This is a genomic window from Glycomyces albidus, from assembly GCF_009451885.1.
Classification (GTDB): domain Bacteria; phylum Actinomycetota; class Actinomycetes; order Mycobacteriales; family Micromonosporaceae; genus Glycomyces; species Glycomyces albidus.
The window spans coordinates 21,431-39,519 of record NZ_WIAO01000013.1 but is presented as its reverse complement, the minus strand read 5'-3'; the positions used below and the strand labels follow the sequence as shown (position 1 = coordinate 39,519).

15 protein-coding genes are annotated in these 18,089 nt (G+C 71.6%); 8 read left to right on the top strand and 7 right to left on the bottom strand.

Annotated features, from left to right (window positions below; genetic code table 11):
• Positions 1-85 precede the first annotated feature (85 nt).
• A complete protein-coding gene (locus GFD30_RS12325) occupies positions 86-583 on the bottom strand; it encodes an inorganic diphosphatase (protein ID WP_153025509.1) in 498 nt (165 codons plus the stop codon).
• A gap of 55 nt (positions 584-638) precedes the next feature.
• Between GFD30_RS12325 and dacB the strand changes: the two genes are divergently transcribed.
• Complete coding sequence (gene dacB, locus GFD30_RS12320) at positions 639-2,090, top strand: D-alanyl-D-alanine carboxypeptidase/D-alanyl-D-alanine endopeptidase (protein ID WP_153025508.1); 1,452 nt, start codon at positions 639-641, stop codon at positions 2,088-2,090.
• A gap of 238 nt (positions 2,091-2,328) precedes the next feature.
• Here the strand turns inward: dacB and GFD30_RS12315 are convergent, their stop codons facing one another.
• Positions 2,329-4,116 carry a carbohydrate-binding module family 20 domain-containing protein gene (locus GFD30_RS12315; protein ID WP_153025507.1) on the bottom strand — a complete coding sequence of 596 codons (1,788 nt, stop codon included), beginning with the start codon at positions 4,114-4,116 and terminating at the stop codon, positions 2,329-2,331.
• A 219-nt stretch (positions 4,117-4,335) separates the two neighbouring features.
• On the opposite strand from GFD30_RS12315, the gene GFD30_RS12310 reads away from it, so the two are divergent.
• Together GFD30_RS12310 and tilS are read left to right on the top strand one after the other, a co-directional pair.
• On the top strand, positions 4,336-5,388 hold the full coding sequence (locus GFD30_RS12310; RefSeq protein ID WP_153025506.1) for a zinc-dependent metalloprotease: 1,053 nt from the start codon (positions 4,336-4,338) through the stop codon (positions 5,386-5,388).
• Positions 5,381-6,358 carry a tRNA lysidine(34) synthetase TilS gene (tilS, locus tag GFD30_RS12305; RefSeq protein WP_407649027.1) on the top strand — a complete coding sequence of 326 codons (978 nt, stop codon included), beginning with the start codon at positions 5,381-5,383 and terminating at the stop codon, positions 6,356-6,358. Before GFD30_RS12310 ends, tilS begins: the two co-directional genes overlap by 8 nt.
• Before the next feature lie 236 nt (positions 6,359-6,594).
• Here tilS and hpt read toward each other — a convergent pair whose 3' ends face one another.
• The gene (hpt, locus tag GFD30_RS12300) at positions 6,595-7,227 is read right to left on the bottom strand and encodes a hypoxanthine phosphoribosyltransferase (protein WP_153025505.1); all 633 of its coding nucleotides are present in this window, start codon (positions 7,225-7,227) and stop codon (positions 6,595-6,597) included.
• Positions 7,228-7,584: 357 nt separating this feature from the next.
• Between hpt and ftsH the strand changes: the two genes are divergently transcribed.
• Both ftsH and folE read left to right on the top strand, forming a co-directional pair.
• Positions 7,585-9,498, top strand: a complete 1,914-nt coding sequence (gene ftsH / locus GFD30_RS12295; protein ID WP_407649037.1) for an ATP-dependent zinc metalloprotease FtsH — start codon at positions 7,585-7,587, stop codon at positions 9,496-9,498.
• 105 nt (positions 9,499-9,603) lie between these two features.
• Entirely contained in the window at positions 9,604-10,245 is a 642-nt protein-coding gene (folE, locus tag GFD30_RS12290) for a GTP cyclohydrolase I FolE (protein WP_153025503.1), read from the top strand.
• 126 nt (positions 10,246-10,371) lie between these two features.
• On the opposite strand, the gene GFD30_RS12285 is transcribed toward folE, so the two are convergent.
• Positions 10,372-11,004, bottom strand: a complete 633-nt coding sequence (locus tag GFD30_RS12285) for a hypothetical protein (RefSeq protein WP_153025502.1) — start codon at positions 11,002-11,004, stop codon at positions 10,372-10,374.
• 148 nt (positions 11,005-11,152) lie between these two features.
• Here GFD30_RS12285 and GFD30_RS12280 point away from each other — a divergent pair, with 148 nt between their 5' ends.
• Positions 11,153-11,725, top strand: coding sequence for a hypothetical protein (locus GFD30_RS12280; RefSeq protein WP_153025501.1), 573 nt, complete (start codon positions 11,153-11,155; stop codon positions 11,723-11,725).
• A 126-nt stretch (positions 11,726-11,851) separates the two neighbouring features.
• Here the strand turns inward: GFD30_RS12280 and GFD30_RS12275 are convergent, their stop codons facing one another.
• The 3 genes from GFD30_RS12275 to GFD30_RS12265 form a co-directional block, all read right to left on the bottom strand.
• Positions 11,852-13,006, bottom strand: coding sequence for a DNA polymerase III subunit delta' (locus GFD30_RS12275; protein WP_407649036.1), 1,155 nt, complete (start codon positions 13,004-13,006; stop codon positions 11,852-11,854).
• Between the two features lie 5 nt (positions 13,007-13,011).
• Positions 13,012-15,156, bottom strand: a complete 2,145-nt coding sequence (tmk, locus tag GFD30_RS12270; RefSeq protein ID WP_153025499.1) for a dTMP kinase — start codon at positions 15,154-15,156, stop codon at positions 13,012-13,014.
• 129 nt (positions 15,157-15,285) lie between these two features.
• Positions 15,286-15,957, bottom strand: coding sequence for a TetR/AcrR family transcriptional regulator (locus tag GFD30_RS12265; RefSeq protein WP_227996153.1), 672 nt, complete (start codon positions 15,955-15,957; stop codon positions 15,286-15,288).
• Positions 15,958-16,302: 345 nt separating this feature from the next.
• Here GFD30_RS12265 and mshA point away from each other — a divergent pair, with 345 nt between their 5' ends.
• Together mshA and GFD30_RS12255 are read left to right on the top strand one after the other, a co-directional pair.
• Positions 16,303-17,535 (top strand): D-inositol-3-phosphate glycosyltransferase, encoded by a 1,233-nt coding sequence (mshA, locus tag GFD30_RS12260; RefSeq protein ID WP_153025583.1) that lies wholly within the window; start codon positions 16,303-16,305, stop codon positions 17,533-17,535.
• 52 nt (positions 17,536-17,587) lie between these two features.
• Entirely contained in the window at positions 17,588-18,064 is a 477-nt protein-coding gene (locus tag GFD30_RS12255) for a type III secretion system chaperone family protein (protein WP_322633187.1), read from the top strand.
• Positions 18,065-18,089 lie beyond the last annotated feature (25 nt).

The following is an 18,089-nucleotide window of genomic DNA, read 5'->3' as shown; positions in this document are numbered from 1 at the left end:
CTGAATGAGGGCTGAAGTGATTGGCGGGTAAGCGAAAAGGAACGGCTCCGAGCGTGTTCGCTCGGGGCCGTTCCCTTGTCGGTCTTTAGTGCTTCGAGTTGTAGCCGGAGGCCTTCGCGCGTTCGAAGGAGCGGCGGACCTCCTCTTCGGCCTCGGCCCGGCCGGTCCAGGTGGCGCCCTCGACGCTCTTGCCCGGCTCGAGGTCCTTGTAGACCGTGAAGAAGTGCTGGATCTCGAGGCGGTCGAACTCCGGGACGTCGGCGATGTCCTTGAAGCGGTCCTTGCGGGGGTCCTCAGCGGGCACGCACAGGACCTTGTCGTCGACGCCCTTCTCGTCGCGCATGCGGAACATGCCGATCGCGCGGGCGCGGATCACGCAGCCGGGGAACGTGGGCTCGACGAGCACCAGCGCGTCCAGCGGGTCGCCGTCCTGGCCCAGGGTGTCGTCGATGAAACCGTAGTCGGCCGGGTACACCGTCGCGGTGAACAGCGTCCGGTCCAGGCGGATGCGCCCGGTCTCGTGGTCGATCTCGTACTTGTTCGCGCTCCCCTTGGGGATCTCGACGGTCACGTCGAACTCCATCGGCCGACCTCCTCCAGGCTCCTGTGCAATGCTCTCAATGGCCTAGTCTCTGTGCATGTCCCTGAGCGACAACGCCGACCCCAAGACCGCGAGTAGTACGCCACACGCCGAGACCGCCGCGCCCGCCCCGGCCCGGTCTCCCAAGCAGGGCCCGCGGCGGCGCCGCCGGGTGCTCACCGGTGTGCTCGCGGCCCTCGCGATCCTGGTCACCGTAGCCGCCGCCGGCGGCCTGGTGTGGCAGATCTCGGCGGTCGCCGCCCCGCGGACCGGCACGTTCACCGCCCCCGAGGCGTACCCGCCGGCAGCGCCCGCGCCCGTCCTGGCCTCCTCGAACGCCGACGCGCCGGTCCCGGACCTGCAGACGGTCCTGCCGGCGGTGCTCGCCGACGACCGGCTCAACGGGAGCCTCTCCGCATCGTTCGTCGACGCGCAGACCGGCGAGGTCCTGTTCGAGCAGAGCAGCACCACCCCGCTGACGCCGGCGTCGTCGATGAAGGTGGTCGCCGCCATCGCCGCGCTCGAGCACCTCGGCCCCGAGTACCGGATCCCCACGACCGTGGTCGAGGGCCCGACCGAGGACAGCGTCGTGCTCGTGGCCGGCGGCGACGTGACGCTCACCGTCGACGGCGAGGGCTACTACACCGACTACGCCGACGGCGCGAGCCTCGCCGAGCTCGCGGAGGCGGTCCTGGAGGCGCGCGACGGCGTCGCGCCGACCACGGTCTACCTGGACACGAGCGTGTTCACCGACAACCCGAAGGCCGAAGGGGTCCCCGCCGAAGACCTCGTCTACATGACCGCGCCGGTGGCGCCGATCATGGTCGACGGCGGTCGCGTCGAGAACACCGGCAACTACGCCGAGCACTACCCCGACCCCGCGCAGGTCGCGGCCCAGCAGTTCGCCGAGCTCGTCGGGGCCGGCGACGTCGCCGCCGGGACCGCCGATGCGGCAGCCGCCGAACTCGCCGTCGTCTACTCGGCGCCGATGGCCGCCCTCGTCGACGCGTTCATCCTCACCTCGGACAACCTGCTCGCCGACGCGGTCGCGCTGCAGACCGCGCTGATCGTCGAAGGCGAGATGACCTGGGCGGCCATGTCGACGGTGCACCTTGCGACGCTCGAATCCCTCGGAGCCGACACCACCGGCCTCGTGTTCTACGACGGCGCCGGGCTCTCGCCGAGCAACCGCATGACCGCGAGCGCGTTCACGCAGCTGCTCTTGGGCGCTGCGTCCTCGAAGTCGGCCACCGTCTTCTCATCGCTGCCCGTCGCCGGGTACTCGGGGACGCTCGACGACCGGTTCGACACCGCAGCGGACGGCAAAGGCGTGGTCCGCGCGAAGACCGGCACGCTCAGCGGCGTCTCCTCGCTCACCGGGACGCTGACGACGGTCGACGGGCGCCAGCTCGTGTTCTCGCTGATCAGCAACGGCGCCACGACCGGTAAGACGGCGGTGGAGTCGGCCATGGACGAGATCGCGACCGCTGTTGCCGTGTGCGGGTGCTGAGCGCCTCCTTTCATACGTTCGTCGCGTGGCCGGCTCGGTGGCGCGGCCGAGCGGCCGGACGGACTCGGTCCTGCGGTGTCGATGCGGGCGGGCATTCCTGCTTCGGCTCGGTTCCTTGCGGGGAGTCGCTAGGAGGCAATGATGGGCCGGTGGACCTGAAGCGGAGCTGAAGCCGCCTGAAGAGCGCTTCAGGAAGAAGAGGCCCCGGGCGCTGTGCGCCCGGGGCCTTCGTATTCGGTCAGGCGGTGTTCCAGGTCTGGTGCAGCTCCAGGCAGCCGGCGCTCGGGACGGTCGCCGTCCGGTTGCCGATGGACTCCCAGGTGTAGCTCCCGTTGGCGCGCACGATCACGTACTTGTACTGGAACGCGGTCCCTGCCGGGATCGAGACGGTGCCCCTCCAATAGGGGTAGGTCGCGCCGGAGAGGTGCGCCGAGGGGATCGCCGTCCAGTTGCCGAGCTGCGGGATCGAGCCGACGATGTACACCTCGTCGCCGACGTTCGTGCCGGTCACGTAGGCGCTGACGGTGACGCAGTCGCCCGTGCCGCCGCTGCCGCCGGTGTTGCCGACGTGGATCGCGAGCGCCGCCTTCGCGGCGACCGTGGCGGTGAAGGTCCCGCCGGCGACCGTCACGGTCGAACCGGAGATGACGTCCAGGTAGGACCCGGCAGGGAGCGAGGTCGTGAACGTCTGCGTGATCGGGGCGGTGCCGGCGTTGATCACGACGTGCCCGGCGTCGCCGCGCCCGAAGGCGAGGGCGTCGCCCGAGCCCCAGGTGTTGACGACCGGCTCGCCGGCGGTGGCGGCGCGGAAGCCGGCCATGCCGCTCATGTACGGGGAGCGGTGGATGCAGGTGAACGCGCCGGAGCCGCAGACGGCGTCGGCGACCGAGCCGTCCGGGTTGAGGGGCGGACCGGTGTGGGAGGCCGAGAACGAGTAGCCGGTGTAGGAGGCCGGGGTGCCGAACGGGTGGGCGAGCATGAACGCCTCGCCGAGCAGGTAGTCCTGGCCGTGCTTGTAGCTCATGGTGAGCGAGCCGCGCTCGGTGTCGTGGTTGGCGGTGAAGACGCCGGCGGGTGCGGTGTAGCCCCAGCTCGTGCCCAGCGTGGTGAGGTGGCGGGCTTCGGAGGAGCCGTTGATGTGGTTCTTGAGGTCGTAGGAGTAGGCGAATTCCTGGACGTCGCCGATGCCGGTGTACTCGGCCTCGGTGATGGGTTCGCCGGGCGCGCCGATGACCTCTTGGACGATGTAGGGGTCGCCGTCGACGAGGTCCATGATGGCGCCGAGGTCGGTGGCGGAGATGTGCTTGGCGGCGTCGACGCGGAAGCCGGCGACGCCGAGGCTCAGGAGGTCCTCGAGGTAGGCGGCGATGGTCTGGCGGACGTCGGCCTGGGAGGTGTCGAGGTCGTTGAGGCCCACGAGGTGGCAGGTCTGGACCTCGGTGCGGTCCTGGTAGTTGTCGATCTCGCAGTAGGAGGCGCCGGTGTTGTGGAAGTCGGAGGCGTCGTAGCCGGCGTCGGGGTAGTGGAACCGGCGGTACTCGCTGCCGTTCCAGCCGTGTCGGGTCTCGGTCGGGGAGCCGGCGGCCATGTGGTTGATGACGACGTCTGCGATGACGCCGATGCCGTTGGCCTCGCAGGTCGCGACCATGGCCGCGTATTCGGCGCGGGTGCCGAGGCGGGACTCGATCTCGTAGCTGACGGGCTGGTAGTGGATGTACCAGGCGTCCTCTTCGCCCGGGGTGGTGTCGGAGCCGAGGATGTGCTCTTGGGGCGGGGAGGTCTGGACGTAGGTGTAGCCGGAGTCGGCGAGCGGGCCGTCGCATTCGGCGGCGATGGAGTTCCAGGTCCATTCGAACATGTTGAGGATCGAGTCGCCGCCGCCCAGTGCCGCGGCGGGCGCGAGCGCGGGTGACGCCGGGTCGGTCTCCGGGGCGGTCTGGGGGTGGGCGGCGGCGAGGACGGCGGCGGCCGCGAGGGCGGCGCCGCCGGTGGCGGCGAGGATCCGCCGGGCGATGGGGTGAGGCATCGTTGGCTCCCTTTGCAAGTTCTGCACGCGATACTGCAAGATGTTGCGTACTTGGAACGAAGTTAACACCATCGGTCCAGAACTTTCAAGAGTTTCGATATTTGGATTTGGGACGGCGGCGTCCGGTACGATCCGGTTCGGACCCGCTTGCGCGGGATGGTGGCGAGACGGGTGCCCGCTGGATAGGCTGGACCGATGGCGCCGCCCGCAGGAAACCCGATGCTGCCGTCAGTCGACTGGCGGACCGCCGCGTCCTGCTCGCGGGCCCTCACCAAGGGCGGCCCCCGCATGAGCCCCGAAGGCGCCCTCGACGTCGTCGCCGACCTGCACCGCCATGCGCGGCACGCGATCGACCTGGTCACCGAGTACACCGGGCTCATGCCCGAGACGCACGCACCCGTCGACGTCGTCGACCGCGCCCGCTGGAGCCGGATCAACATCGCCGGGTTCCGCCGCCTCCTCACCGGACTCGGCGCGGACGCCACCGCAGGGGACGCCGCCCCGACCGCGGCCGCCAAGCTCACCGGCGTCCAGGCCGGCGCGGTCCTCGCGTTCCTGTCCTCGCGGGTCCTCGGCCAGTTCGAGACGTTCTCCGCCGACACCGGGCGGCTCCTGTTCGTGGCGCCCAACATCGTCGAGGTCGAGCGGCGCCTGCGCCTGCCCTCCCGCGAGTTCCGCCTGTGGATCGCCGTCCACGAGGCCGCCCACCTCACCCAGTTCACGGCCGTGCCGTGGATGCGCGGCCACTTCCACGGCCTCATCCAGACCTTCTTCGACGCCGCCGAACCCGACCGGTCCTCCGCCGCCGGGCTCGCGCTCGCCGTGCGCCGCGCCCTCGCCTCCGCCCGCGAGGACGAGCCGCAGCAGCCCGGCACCGACGTGATGAGCGCTGTCACCAGTCCCGAACAGCGCCAAGCGATCTCGGAGATCCAGGCGCTCATGACGCTGCTGGAGGGCCACGCCGAGTCCGTGATGGACGGGGTCGGTCGCACCTCCATCAACCACGTCGCGCTCCTGCGCCGCCGCTTCGACCGCCGCCGCGCCAACCCCACGACCCTGCAGAAGTTCCTGCGCCAGCTCCTCGGCCTCGACGCCAAGATGCGCCAGTACGCGGCCGGGCGCCGCTTCGTCGACCACATCGTCGGCGAGCACGGCGTCACCGGGTTCAACCGGGTCTGGGAGCGCCCCGCGAACCTGCCGACCGAGGCCGAGATCGACCGCCCCGGGCTGTGGACCGCGCGGATCCTCGGGGCCCCCGCGGCCCGTGGCTAAGCTGCCGCCTGCGGTGGCGCGCCTGCGCGCCGCCGTCCGCGGCGGCCTCGCCGACCTGCCGACCGGCTCGCTCGTCCTCGTCGCCTGCTCCGGCGGGCCCGACTCGCTCGCGCTCGCCGACACCGTCGCGTTCTGCGCCCCGCGGCAAGGGCTGCGGGCCGGGCTCGTGAGCGTCGACCACGGGCTCCAGGACGGTTCGGCCGACCGCGCCGCCGACGTCGCCGCCTGGGCCCGCGGGGTCGGGTTCGACCCGGCCGAGGCCGTCCGGGTGGAGGTCGGCGCCGACGGCGGGCCCGAAGGGGCTGCCCGCGAGGCCCGGTACGCGGCCCTCGACGCGGCCGCCGAACGGTACGGGGCCGGCGCAGTCCTCTTGGGCCACACCAGGGACGACCAGGCCGAGACCGTGCTGCTCGCGCTCGTGCGCGGCGCGGGCCCGCGCGGGATCGCCGGGATGCGCGCCGTGCGCGGGCGCTACCGCCGGCCGCTGCTGGGGATCGCGAGGAGCGACACGCACGAGGCGTGCGCCGAGCGCGGCCTCAAGCCGTGGGCCGATCCGCACAACGACGACCCGCGGTTCCTGCGCTCGGCCCTGCGCCCGGCCCTGGACTCGCTGGTGGCGGTCCTCGGCGAGGACCTCGTGGCGAACCTCGCGCGGACGGCGGCGCTCGTCGGCGAGGACACCGACTACTTGGACGCGCTCGCGCTGACCGCACTCGACGAATGCCGCGGCGCGAGTGCCGGGGACGGATTGGACGCGAAGCGGCTCGCGGCGCTGCCCGCGCCGATCCGGACCAGGGCGCTGCGGGCCTGGGTCCTGGAATCGGGCGTGAACGGCGCCGAACTGAACCACCGGCACCTCGCCGCAGTCGATGCCCTGGTGGCGGCCTGGCGCGGGCAGGGCCCGGCGTTCATGCCCGGCGGGATCGCGGTCCGCCGAAGCGGCGGCCGCCTGACGGCCGCGGCGCCGTAGGCGGCGCGGCCCCGGGCAGCGGCGGGCGCCTCGCGGGGGCGGATTTCGGGCCCCCGGTTCAATACCGTGACTCAGGGGTCCGACAGGAACGGCCCCGCCCCGGGTTTGTTCCGCTGATAGCGAAACTGAGAGAACTCCCAGTTACCGGGCCGAGGGCAGCGAGAAGGCCCGCGCTGCTGCGCGGGCCCGGTGGATCGGTGGTCCGGGCGGGCGGGGCCGCCGCCGCTGGTGGACCGCTACTGGTAGACCTCGGGTTTGAGGACGCCGATGAAGGGGAGTTCGCGGTAGCGCTCGGCGTAGTCGAGGCCGTAGCCCACGACGAACTCGTTGGGGATGTCGAAGCCCAGGTACTTGACCGGGATGTCGACGCGCTGGACGCCGGGCTTGCGGAGCATCGACACCACCGAGACCGACGCCGGACGCAGGCCCTCGAGATACTTGAGCAGCCACGACAACGTCAGACCGGAGTCGATGATGTCCTCGACCACCAGGATGTGCTTGCCCTCGACATCGGAGTCGATGTCCTTGAGGATCCGGACCGTGCCCGACGAGGTGGTGCTGCTCCCGTACGAGGACAGCGCCATGAACTCCATCTTCACCGGCACCGACAGGGCGCGCGCGAAGTCGGCCATGAACATGACCGCCCCCTTGAACACGCCCACGAGCAGCAGCTCGTCGCCGTCGGCGAGCTGCCCGTCCGCGTAGTCGGCCGAGACCTGCGCGCCGAGCTCGGCGACCTTCGCGCGGATCTCGTCCTCGGTGATGATGGTGCGCTCGATCTCCTCGGCGTACCAAGAATCCGGATCGAACACCGCGTCCTCCGCTGCGGGGGACGGCACTGATGCTGGGCTGGCCAACTCCGACGTCATGTCTCAAGGGTGCCACCCGTTCGCCGCCGCCGCAGGCTTGGGTGGGCGAAGTCAAGCCGCCCGTGGTACTAATTACGGTCTATCGGCGGGGCGGGTAAAGGGCGGAATCCGGCGCGGAGCGCCGCTTCAGGGGCGCGAACGCAGCAGGACGCCGAACCTTCACACCGTGTACGTTCGAGGTGTCAACGCCTTGCGGCCAAGGAAACCCTGCAGGGCCACAGCGAGGCCCGCGCGCCGTGCACGACCGCGGCCCCGCTCGAATACGCGACGAAACGCAGCAGGAGGAAACGAGTGGTCGACGCCGGGAGACCCACACCTGAGCGGAAGCGGTTCTTCCGCAGGCCGCTCGTCTGGATCGTGCTCATCGCCCTCATCGCGGTCCTCATCGGCAGCTTCTGGTCCGGCGGCTCCGACTACAACGAGGCCACGACCTCCGAAGTCCTCAAGGACATCAACGACGGCAACGTCGAGGAGGCGACCCTCCTCGACCGCGAGCAGCTCGTCCAGATCACCAAGACCGACGGCGAACAGGTCGAGGCCTACCTCCCCGCGGGGATGATGGAGACCGTCGCCACCGAGCTCGAAGAGGCCGGGGTCCAATTCGACACCGAGGTCAACGAGACCTCCGTGTTCGTGAGCTTCCTGCTCAGCCTGCTCCCGATCGTCCTCATCGTCCTGCTGCTCCTCTTCTTCATGTCGCAGATGCAGGGCGGCGGCTCGCGGGTCCTCAACTTCGGCAAGTCCAAGGCGAAGATGGTGTCCAAGGACACCCCGAAGACCACGTTCGACGACGTGGCCGGCGCCGACGAGGCCGTCGAGGAGCTCCGCGAGATCAAGGACTTCCTCGAAGACCCGAAGAAGTACCAGGAACTCGGCGCCAAGATCCCCAAGGGCGTCCTCCTGTTCGGCCCGCCCGGCACCGGCAAAACCCTCCTCGCGCGCGCCGTCGCCGGCGAGGCCGGGGTCCCGTTCTACTCGATCTCCGGCTCCGACTTCGTCGAGATGTTCGTCGGCGTCGGCGCCAGCCGCGTCCGCGACCTGTTCACCCAGGCCAAGGAGAACGCGCCCGCGATCGTGTTCGTCGACGAGATCGACGCCGTCGGCCGCCACCGCGGCGCCGGCATGGGCGGCGGCCACGACGAGCGCGAGCAGACCCTCAACCAGCTCCTGGTCGAGATGGACGGCTTCGACACCCGCGGCGGGGTCATCCTCATCGCCGCCACCAACCGCCCCGACATCCTCGACCCGGCCCTGCTGCGCCCCGGCCGCTTCGACCGCCAGATCCCCGTCGACGCCCCCGACAAGGAAGGCCGCCAGGCGATCCTGGCCGTCCACGCCAAGGGCAAGCCGTTCGTCCCGAACGTCGAGTTCGAGACCATCGCGCGCCGCACCCCCGGGTTCTCCGGCGCCGACCTCGAGAACGTCATCAACGAGGCCGCGCTCCTGACCGCCCGCCACAACGAGAAGGCGATCTCCGCGGCCGCCCTCGAAGAGGCCATCGACCGCGTCATCGCCGGACCCGAGCGCAAGGGCCGCGTCATGGGCGAGGCCGAGAAGAAGATGACCGCCTACCACGAGGCCGGCCACGCGCTCGTCGCCCACGCGCTCCCCCACGCGGCGCCCGTGCACAAGCTCACGATCCTGCCGCGCGGCCGGAGCCTGGGCCACACGCTCGTGCTGCCGACCGAGGACAAGTACACGCAGACCCGCTCCGAGATGATCGACACGCTCGCCTACGCCCTCGGCGGGCGGGCCGCCGAGGAGCTGGTCTACCACGACCCGACCACCGGCGCGTCGAACGACATCGAGAAGGCCACCAAGGTCGCCCGCGCGATGGTCACCGAGTACGGCATGTCCGCCAAGCTCGGCGCCATCAAGTACGGCTCCGGCGGCTCCGAGCCGTTCCTCGGCCGCGAGTACGGCCACCAGAAGGACTACTCCGACGAGGTCGCCGCGCTGGTCGACGCCGAGATCCGGGCGCTCATCGAGACCGCCCACGACGAGGCGTACGCGATCGTCACCGAGTACCGGGACGTCCTCGACCAGATGGTCACCGAGCTGCTCGAGAAGGAGACCCTCGACACCGAGGACCTCGAGCGGATCGCGGCCCGCGTGGTCAAGCGCCCGCCGATGGCGCCGTTCAACGGCACCGACAAGCGCAAGCTCGGCAGCCCGCCCGTCTCGACCCCGAACGGCTCCCGGCCGGCCGAGAGCCCCGAAGAGGGCATCGAGATCGGCCCCGCGACCGAGGGCCAGAGCCCGCAGCCGTAGCGAAATCGTTACCGGGCCCGTCTACCGCAGGTAGGCGGGCCCTTCCGTTTCCAGCGCGTGACGAAGGGCACTCGGATTGTCGGAGGAAGACCGTAAGCTTGCGCAATGGCTGAACTCGACAACCTGGCCGCCCGCCTCATCGACGGCCGCATCAACGGGAGCCCCGTCGAGGACGCGGTCGACCTGGACCGGATCGAGGCCGCCGTCCGCGAGATCCTGACCGCGATCGGCGAGGACCCCGACCGGTCCGGCCTCAAGGAGACCCCGCGCCGCGTCGCCCGCGCGTACGCCGAGCTGTTCGCCGGCCTCCGCGTCGACCCCGCCGAGGTCCTGAAGACCTCCTTCGACGAGAACCACGACGAGCTGATCCTCGTCCGCGACATCGACGTGCAGTCGTTCTGCGAGCACCACCTGCTGCCGTTCACCGGCGTCGCCCACGTCGGCTACATCCCCGGGGTCAGCGGCCAGATCGTCGGCCTCTCGAAGCTCGCCCGGCTCGTCGAGGTGTACTCGCGGCGCCCGCAGGTGCAGGAGCGGCTCACCAGCCAGATCGCCGACCAGCTCTACACGTCGCTCGAAGCGACCGGCGTGATCGTCGTCGTCGAATGCGAGCACACGTGCATGTCGATGCGCGGCATCCGCAAGCAGGGCTCCCGCACGGTCACCTCTGCGGTGCGCGGGACGCTCCAGTCGGACGCGCGGACCCGCGCCGAGGCGATGTCGCTGCTGCGCGGCACCACCGGCTGAGCCCGGCACGGGAGCGGCCGCCGACGGCGGCACCGGACACGGCGGAAGGCCGGATGCCATGGGCATCCGGCCTTCGCGTCATGGATGAACTGAGGCCAGGGGTGTCCGGTCTCAAGCACCCGGTAGTTAGATGACCTGACCGGTCTGCGACTGGAAGGAGTCGCCGCCGGGGGTCGCCTCGGTGTAGGCGGTGTCGAGGAAGGCGTCCTCGTTCGTGTCCTGCAGGACCGCGTCGGTCACACCGTCCGCGTCGGAGTCGATCGAGATGTCGTCGACGAAGCCGTCGTAGTTGGCGTCGGTGGCCACGACGTCGGCGTAGCCGTCGTTGTTGGTGTCGGTGGCGACCGAGTCGACGAAGCCGTCGGCGTTGGTGTCCACGGAGACCTGGTCGGTGAAGCCGTCGCCGTCGGTGTCCGACTCGTAGGTGTCGATCAGCGTGTCGCCGTCGGTGTCGGCCGCGTAGGACTCGAGGGAGCCGTCGCCGTCCGCGTCGATGATCAGCTCTTCGCTGACGCCGTCGCCGTCGTAGTCGGTGGCCACGCCCTCGGCGTCGCCGTCGCCGTCGGAGTCGATCAGGGTCACGCCGTCGGCGGTGATCGTCTCGTCGGTGATGCCGTCGCCGTCCAGGTCGAAGGACTCGGAGGAGGTGTAGTCCTCGGTCGAGTAGTCCTCGGTGTAGGTGGTGTCTTCCTCGGCGGTGTAGTCCTCGGCCGCAACGTCTTCGACCGGGGCGTCGTCGTATTCGCTCATCTCGTCCATCCTCAGGAGTGTGGTGCTTCGTGCTTGTGAGAAGAACTCTACGACTGCCGCCCGGGCCGTGAATCCCCAGAGTGTGCCAACCCCCTATGCTTTCCTCCGGTCCCCCTTGCGCGCAGTTGTCACAGAAGGTCAGGAGCGTTCATTGGGCTTGTCGGACAGCTCATTCGAGGTCCCGGATCCGCCTCCGGCCCTGGTCCCGGTGCCTGCCGGCAGGGCGTTCGACCTCCATTCCAGCCGGGTCGTCACGGGCGCGCCGGGGTGCGGCTGGCAGTTCGACCTCCGGGCCGACGACCCCGTCACGCGCGACGGGATGCTGGTGGTGCCGTTGATATCCGAAGCGGACTACTACCGGGCGATCGACGGCGACGGGGACGCGTACGCGTGCCTGGTCCCGGCCACCGACGTGTGGGTGCAGCGGCCCGAGCCCGGCACGGGCGCGCCGCGGCCCGGCTACCTCATCGAGCGGCTCTCGGACCCCGACGCGCCGCCCGTGCGCCGGCCCTACCCGGCCTCCGACGTGCCGAACCTGATCGGCCGGCGCGTCTGGCACTGGACGGACGGGGTGTTCCGCGACGACTTCCGCTGCGTCTCAGAGCCGTTCGAGACCGACGGCGACTTCTGCGTGCGCGTGGTCGAGGAGCGGGCCTGGTACCGGTGGCGGCGCACCGGCCAGATCCCGAAGGCGCAGGACTCGTACATCCACCACCTGTGGACGCAGTGACGCGGTGAGGGAAGGGCCGGTGCGTCGTCGCTCCGGTGCCCCCTCGTGCGAGGACCGTCCGCCCCTCACGGGCGGGTGTGTCGGCGCCCGGGCCCCCGGCACCAGGGTGGCACCGGGGTGTGACGGTCAGGCGCGCCAGAGGGCGAGCATCATCGCCTCCACGGCGATGCGCGGGCGCACGTTCGCTTCGATGGCCTTGCGGCAGTCCAGGATCGCGTCGATGCGGCGCAGCAGCGACTCGGCGCTGAGCTTCGAGGCGGCGGCGCGGGTGGTGTCGGCCATGTCCGGGTGGACGGGGGCGACGCGGGCCCCGAAGCCGGCGGCCAGGGCGTCGCGGTAGAACGCGGCCAGGTCGACCAGGGCCCGGTCCAGCGAGTCGCGCTGGGCGCGCGTGTCGCGCGTCTTCTGGCGCTTCTCCAGCTCCTTCAGCGCCGCCGAAGCGCCCCGGGCGGCCTTCGACGCGCCCTTGCCGGTGCCGCCCTTGCCGAGCGCGGTCTCGAGCGCGTCGCGTTCGGCCGCCGACCGGTCGGTGTACGTCCCGGACGCCTCGGCCTCGGCGGCCTCGATGAGCTCGACCGCGGCCGTGAAGCAGGCGCCGAGCCCGGTGAGGCGCCTGGGGATCTGGAGCACGTCGTGGCGCTTGGCGCGGGCCTCCGGGTCCGTGGCGAGCCGCCGGGCGCGGCCGACGTGGCCCTGCGCGGCGGCCGCGAACAGCTCGGCTTCGCGCCGGTCGAGGCCGTCCCGGGAGACGAGCAGGTCGGCGATCGCGCCGGGCGGGGGCTGCCGCAGGCCCATGACGCGGCAGCGGGAGCGGATCGTCACCGAGATCTCGGCCGGGTTCGTCGACGGCGCGCACAGCAGGAACACCGTCCGCTCCGGCGGCTCCTCGACCGCTTTGAGCAGCGCGTTCGCGGCGGCCTCGGTGAGGCGGTCGGCGTCCTCGACGATGAGGACCTGCCACGGGCCGGTCGTCGGCGCGCGCGAGGCGCCCTGGATGAGCCCGCGCACCTGGTCCACGCCGAGGGAGAGGCCCTCGGGGATGACGCGCGTGACGTCCGGGTGCGTGCCGCCCAGCGCGGTCCGGCACGAGTGGCACTCCCCGCAGCCGGCGTCCGGGCACTGGAGCGCGGCGGCGAACGCGACCGCGGCCGTCGACCGGCCGGACCCGGGCGGGCCCGTGAACAGCCACGCGTGGGTCATGCCGGTGCCGCGCGCGGCGTCGGCGAGGACCCGCCTGGCCTCGTCCTGGCCGACGAGCTCGTCGAACACTCCCCCGGTCACCGCGTTCACGCCCGACCGGCCTCCTCGGCGACGCTCTCCCAGCCGTACTCGTCGGCGCCGCGGCGGGAGTCCTGGTCGGTGTCGAGGCCGGGCCAGCCGGCGTCGGTGCGGGCGGTCTGGGTGCGGATGTCGAGCCGCTCGGCGACGGCCTCGCGGACCGTCGCGGCGATCTCGTCGGGCGTGCCGCCCGCCGGGACGACCAGGTAGCGGCGCGGCTCGGCGGCCGCGAGCGCGAGGAACGTCTCGCGGACGCGCTCGTGGTATTCGAGGCGCTCCTGCTCGAGCCGGTCGCCTTCGCCGCCGGCCTTGGCGCGGTGCAGGCCCTGGGCGGGGTCGACGTCGAGGAGGACCGTCAGGTCAGGTTTGAGGCCGCCGGTCGCCCAGTTGGAGACCCACGCGACGTCGTCCTTGCCGAGCTCGCGGCCCGAGCCCTGGTAGGCGATGGAGGAGTCGATGTACCGGTCGGAGACGACGACCGCGCCGCGTTCGAGGGCGGGCCGGATGACCTTCTCGACGTGCTGGGCGCGGTCGGCGGCGAACAGGAGCGCCTCGGCGCGCGGCACCGGCGCGGACGCCCGGGTCCCGTCGCCGTTCTTCGCGTCGAGGACGAGCGAGCGGATGCGCATGCCGATGTCGGTGGCGCCGGGCTCGCGGGTGAGGACCGCCTCGTAGCCGCGGAGCTTCAGCCACGCGGCGAGCTTCACCGACTGCGTGGACTTCCCGGCGCCCTCGCCGCCTTCGAAGACGACGAAGAAGCCGTCGCTGACCAGCGGCGCCCGCAGCGGCCGGCCGCGCAGCGACGACCACAGGTCGGCGAGGACGGGGACGCCCGGCTTGTCGTCCATGGACTTGAACGCGGTGACGCCGAGCCAGACGACGAGCGCCGCGGCCACGAACAGGAGGATGCGGCTCATCGACACCTCGACCTCGGTGACGCCCAGGTCGAGCTGCCGGGCGGCCTGCCAGCCGGCGAGCGGCGCGGAGATCGTCATGGCGAGCATGAGGATGACGCGCGCCGAGACGGCGATGAACGCGAACATGCGGCCGCGGATCTCGTCCTCGGTCTCGCGCTGGAGCAGCGTGATCCCCGCGAGGAACGCCATGCCCGCGCCGAGGCCGATGACGACCGAGCCGAGGATCGAGAACACCATGTGCGGGGCCAGCGCGTCCACGGCGAGGCCCGCGCCGGCGAGGACGATGCTCATGCCGAACCAGCGCAGGCGCGACAGTTCGCCGACGAGCTTGGGTCCGAAGGCGATGCCGCAGCCGAGGCCGAGGAACAGGAACACGGCGAGGGTGTAGAACGCGGCGTCGCCCGCGCCGAGCGTGGCCGCGTAGACGGTGCCGACGCCGATGAGGATGCCCGCGCCGCTGAACGCGCCGAGCATCCCGAGGATGAGGCCGCGCACCCGCTCGGAGGTGCGCAGGTAGGACCAGCCTTCGACGAAGTCGTGCCAGACGCTCGTGGTCTTGGCGGCGACCTGGCCGTAGCGGCCCGAGATCTGCGGGATGAAGAAGTAGACGGTGACGGCCAGGACCGCGAACATGACGGCGTCGATGTAGAGGGCGAGGACCATCGGCTCGGCCCAGGAGCCGAGGTTGGACCAGACGGCGGTGCCGCGCTCGAGGACCGCGAGGACCGCGAACGCGAGCGGCGGGGCGATGCCGTACGTGGTGGCGAGCGAGAGCTGGTTGGCGGCCTCGTACTTCTCGCGCGGCAGGAGGTTGGGGACGGCGGCCTCTTTCGCGGGCGACCAGATGAGGACGGCGGCCTCGATGCACAGCTGGGCGACGGCGAGCCAGGTGACGGTGATCGCGGTGGAGTCGGTGACGAGGTAGACGGTGGGGACCGAGGCGATGAGGAGGCACCGGGCGGTGTCGCACGCGGCCATGGTCTTGCGCCGGTCGAAGCGGTCGGCGAAGACGCCGGCGACCGGTCCGAGGACGAGCGAGGGGAGCAGGCGGAGCACGATCGTCGCGGAGAACGCGGCGCCCTTCGCGGCGGGGTCTTCGAAGAGGGACTGCGCGAACCCCGCGGTGGCGAACAGTGCCAGCCAGTCGCCGAAGGAGGCCAGGCCGAGCACGGTCCACAGCCGTCTGAAGGGCTTGATCCGCAGCACCGTCTGGATGTCGGCAAGGGTGTTCGCCATGCTGCTCCTCGAAAGTCAGAGACCGCACCGGGTCGACTTCGAGACTAGTCGGCCCGGTACGGCCCCACGTCCCGGCGCGGTCGTTGAGTGGCCCGCGTCAGGGCCTGCTTCCTTCGGCTGGTCGCGCGCCTACGGCAGGCGGCGGGCGAGGTAGTCGCAGACGACGCCGTTGGCCTCGGCGATCGAGGCGGCGCAGCCTTCGGGGTCGCGGCGGAACGCCAGGCGGACCAGGGCCTGCCCGGTCTCGACGGCGACCGTGACGGTCTTGCCGAGCTCGTCGTCCCCGCCGATCCCGAAGCGCTGGGCGAGCCCGGCGAGGATCTGCTCGGCGATGACGTCGCCGCCGGTGGTGACGGCGTCGGCCCGGCCCGGGTCGATCGCGTCGGCCAGGTGAAGGACGCGGAAGCCGGGCGCGGTCCGGTACATGTGCACGTACTCGGCGATCGCGGCCTCGACCCCGGCCCGCCAGTCGGCGGGCGGTTCGGCGTCGAAGCGCGCGGCCAGGCGCTCGAAGTACAGGTCGATGTAGCGCTGCGAGAGCGCCTCGGCGAGCGAGCGCTTGTCCCCGAAGAACTGGTAGACCGAGCCGATCGCGACGTCCGCTCGCTGGGCGATGGCGGTGGTCGAGAGCCGGTCGTAGCCGACCTCCTCGATCAGGTCGGCGGCCGCGTCGAGCATCCGGCGCACGCGTGCGGCCGAGCGCTCCTGGACGGGCAGGCGGCGAAGCGAGTGCGTCTGTCCGAACTTGGACACCGGTGACATCGTGGGCTGCCTGGCGGCGGGCACGGTGGCAGTGCTCATGGTGTTGTCCCCCCTCGTGATGACAAGTCTCCCCATCATGGACGACTTGCCCGGATTTGAGGCTCATTCCGGCCCGTGTCGCGAGAGAAATTCCGGCTTCCCTCGACCGAGTGTCACTATTCCGACACGAATCGGAAGGGAAGGCTCATGTCGCCCGGCGGCTTGACATTCGTCACTCCCGCGCTTGGGCCGGTTGTGCCCGGACACCCGGAAGCGGAAGGATGGCGAGGGTTTTGCGGTTGCTGTAGGGGACGAGCAGCCGCGGGAGAGGACAGACACGTGAATCAACGGCGTACACCGGCGTTCAGGGCCCGATGCCGGAAGCAGGCGGTCCACCGCGTCGCGATGGTCTCGGTCCACACCTCCCCCCTCGCGCAGCCCGGCACCGGCGACGCCGGCGGCATGAACGTGTACGTCCTCAACACCGCCCGCGAGCTCGCCCGCGCCGGCGTCGAGGTCGAGATCTTCACCCGCGCCACCAGCTCCGAGGAGCCCCCCACCGTCGAGGCCGCGCCCGGCGTCCTCGTCCACCACCTCCCCGCCGGCCCCTTCGAGGGCCTGTCCAAGAACGACCTGCCCACGCAGCTGTGCGCGTTCACCGGCGGCCTCCTGCGCGCCGAGGCGCACAACCGGCCCGGCCACTACGACCTCATCCACGCCCACTACTGGCTCAGCGGCCAGGCCGCGTGGGTCGCCTCCGAGCGGTGGAACGTCCCGCTCGTCCAGACCTTCCACACCCTCGCGAAGGTCAAGAACGCGCAGCTCGCCGATGGCGACTCCCCCGAGCCGATCGGGCGCGTCGTCGGCGAGGAGCAGATCACCACCGAGGCCGACCTCCTGATCGCCAACACCGCGGCCGAAGCCGACGAGCTCCAGCGGTACTACGCCGCCGACGCCCGCCGCGTCGAAGTCGTCCACCCCGGCGTCGACCTCGGCGTGTTCCGCCCCGGCGACCGGTACGCCGCCCGGCAGGCGCTCGGCGTGCCGCAGGACGCGCTCGTCATCGCCTTCGTCGGCCGCATCCAGCCCGCCAAGGCCCCCGACGTGCTCCTGCGCGGCCTCGCGCGGCTGCGCGAGACCGACCCCGCGCTCGCGGCCCGGATCGTCCCGGTGTTCGTGGGCGGGCCGTCCAACACCGACCTGTACTGGCTGCCCAAGCTCGCCGGGGAGCTCGGGCTCGCCGACCGGGTCCAGTGGCGCACCCCGCGCTCGGGCGAGGCGCTCGCGCAGGTCTACCGGGCCGCCGACGCCGTCGCCGTCCCCAGCTACAACGAGTCGTTCGGCCTCGTCGCCCTCGAGGCCCAGGCGACCGGCACGCCCGTGGTCGCCGCGAAGGTCGGCGGGCTCACGACCGCCGTCGCCGACGGCGTCTCGGGCCTGCTAGTCGACTCCCACCGCTCCGACGACTGGGCCGGGGCGCTCGCCCGGCTCCTCGGCGACGGGGCCCTGCGCGAGCGCCTCGCCGCCGGCGCCCGCACCCACGCCGCCCTCTTCTCCTGGCAGGCCACGGCCGAAGGGCTCGGCGCCGCCTACCGCCGCGCGGTCCTGCGCCGCTCGCGGGCGATTACGGTCAGGTGACCCCCGGCTCCAGCCGGGGGCTTGCCCGTCCGACGTCGACTACGCTGAACCGGTGATCGAGCGACTCAAGGCCGCCCTGGACGAGATCGGCGCCGACTACCGCCTGGACACGCCGCGGTCGGCGGTCGTGACCCTGCCCGGGCAGCGCAAGCTCACCACCGAGTGCGGCCTCGTCGTCGAAGACCACGCCCTCCGCGTCGAAGCGTTCGTCGCCCGCAGGCCGGAGGAGAACCACGCAGCGGTGTGGTCGGAGCTCCTGCGCCGCAACGGGAAGCTGTACGCCGTCGCGTTCGCGACCGACGAGAGCGAGGACATCCACCTCGTCGGCCGCCTCCCGTTCACCGCGATCGACCCCGCCGAGCTCGACCGCGTCCTCGGCCAGGTCCTCGAGGCCGCCGACGACACCTTCAACGTCATCCTCGAGCTCGGCTTCACGACCTCCATCCAGGAGGAGTGGCGCTGGCGCCTCGCCCGCGGCGAATCCACCCGCAACCTCGCCGCGTTCGAACACCTCCGGCCGCGGGACTGACCGCACGGCCGGCCGCACCCGCCTG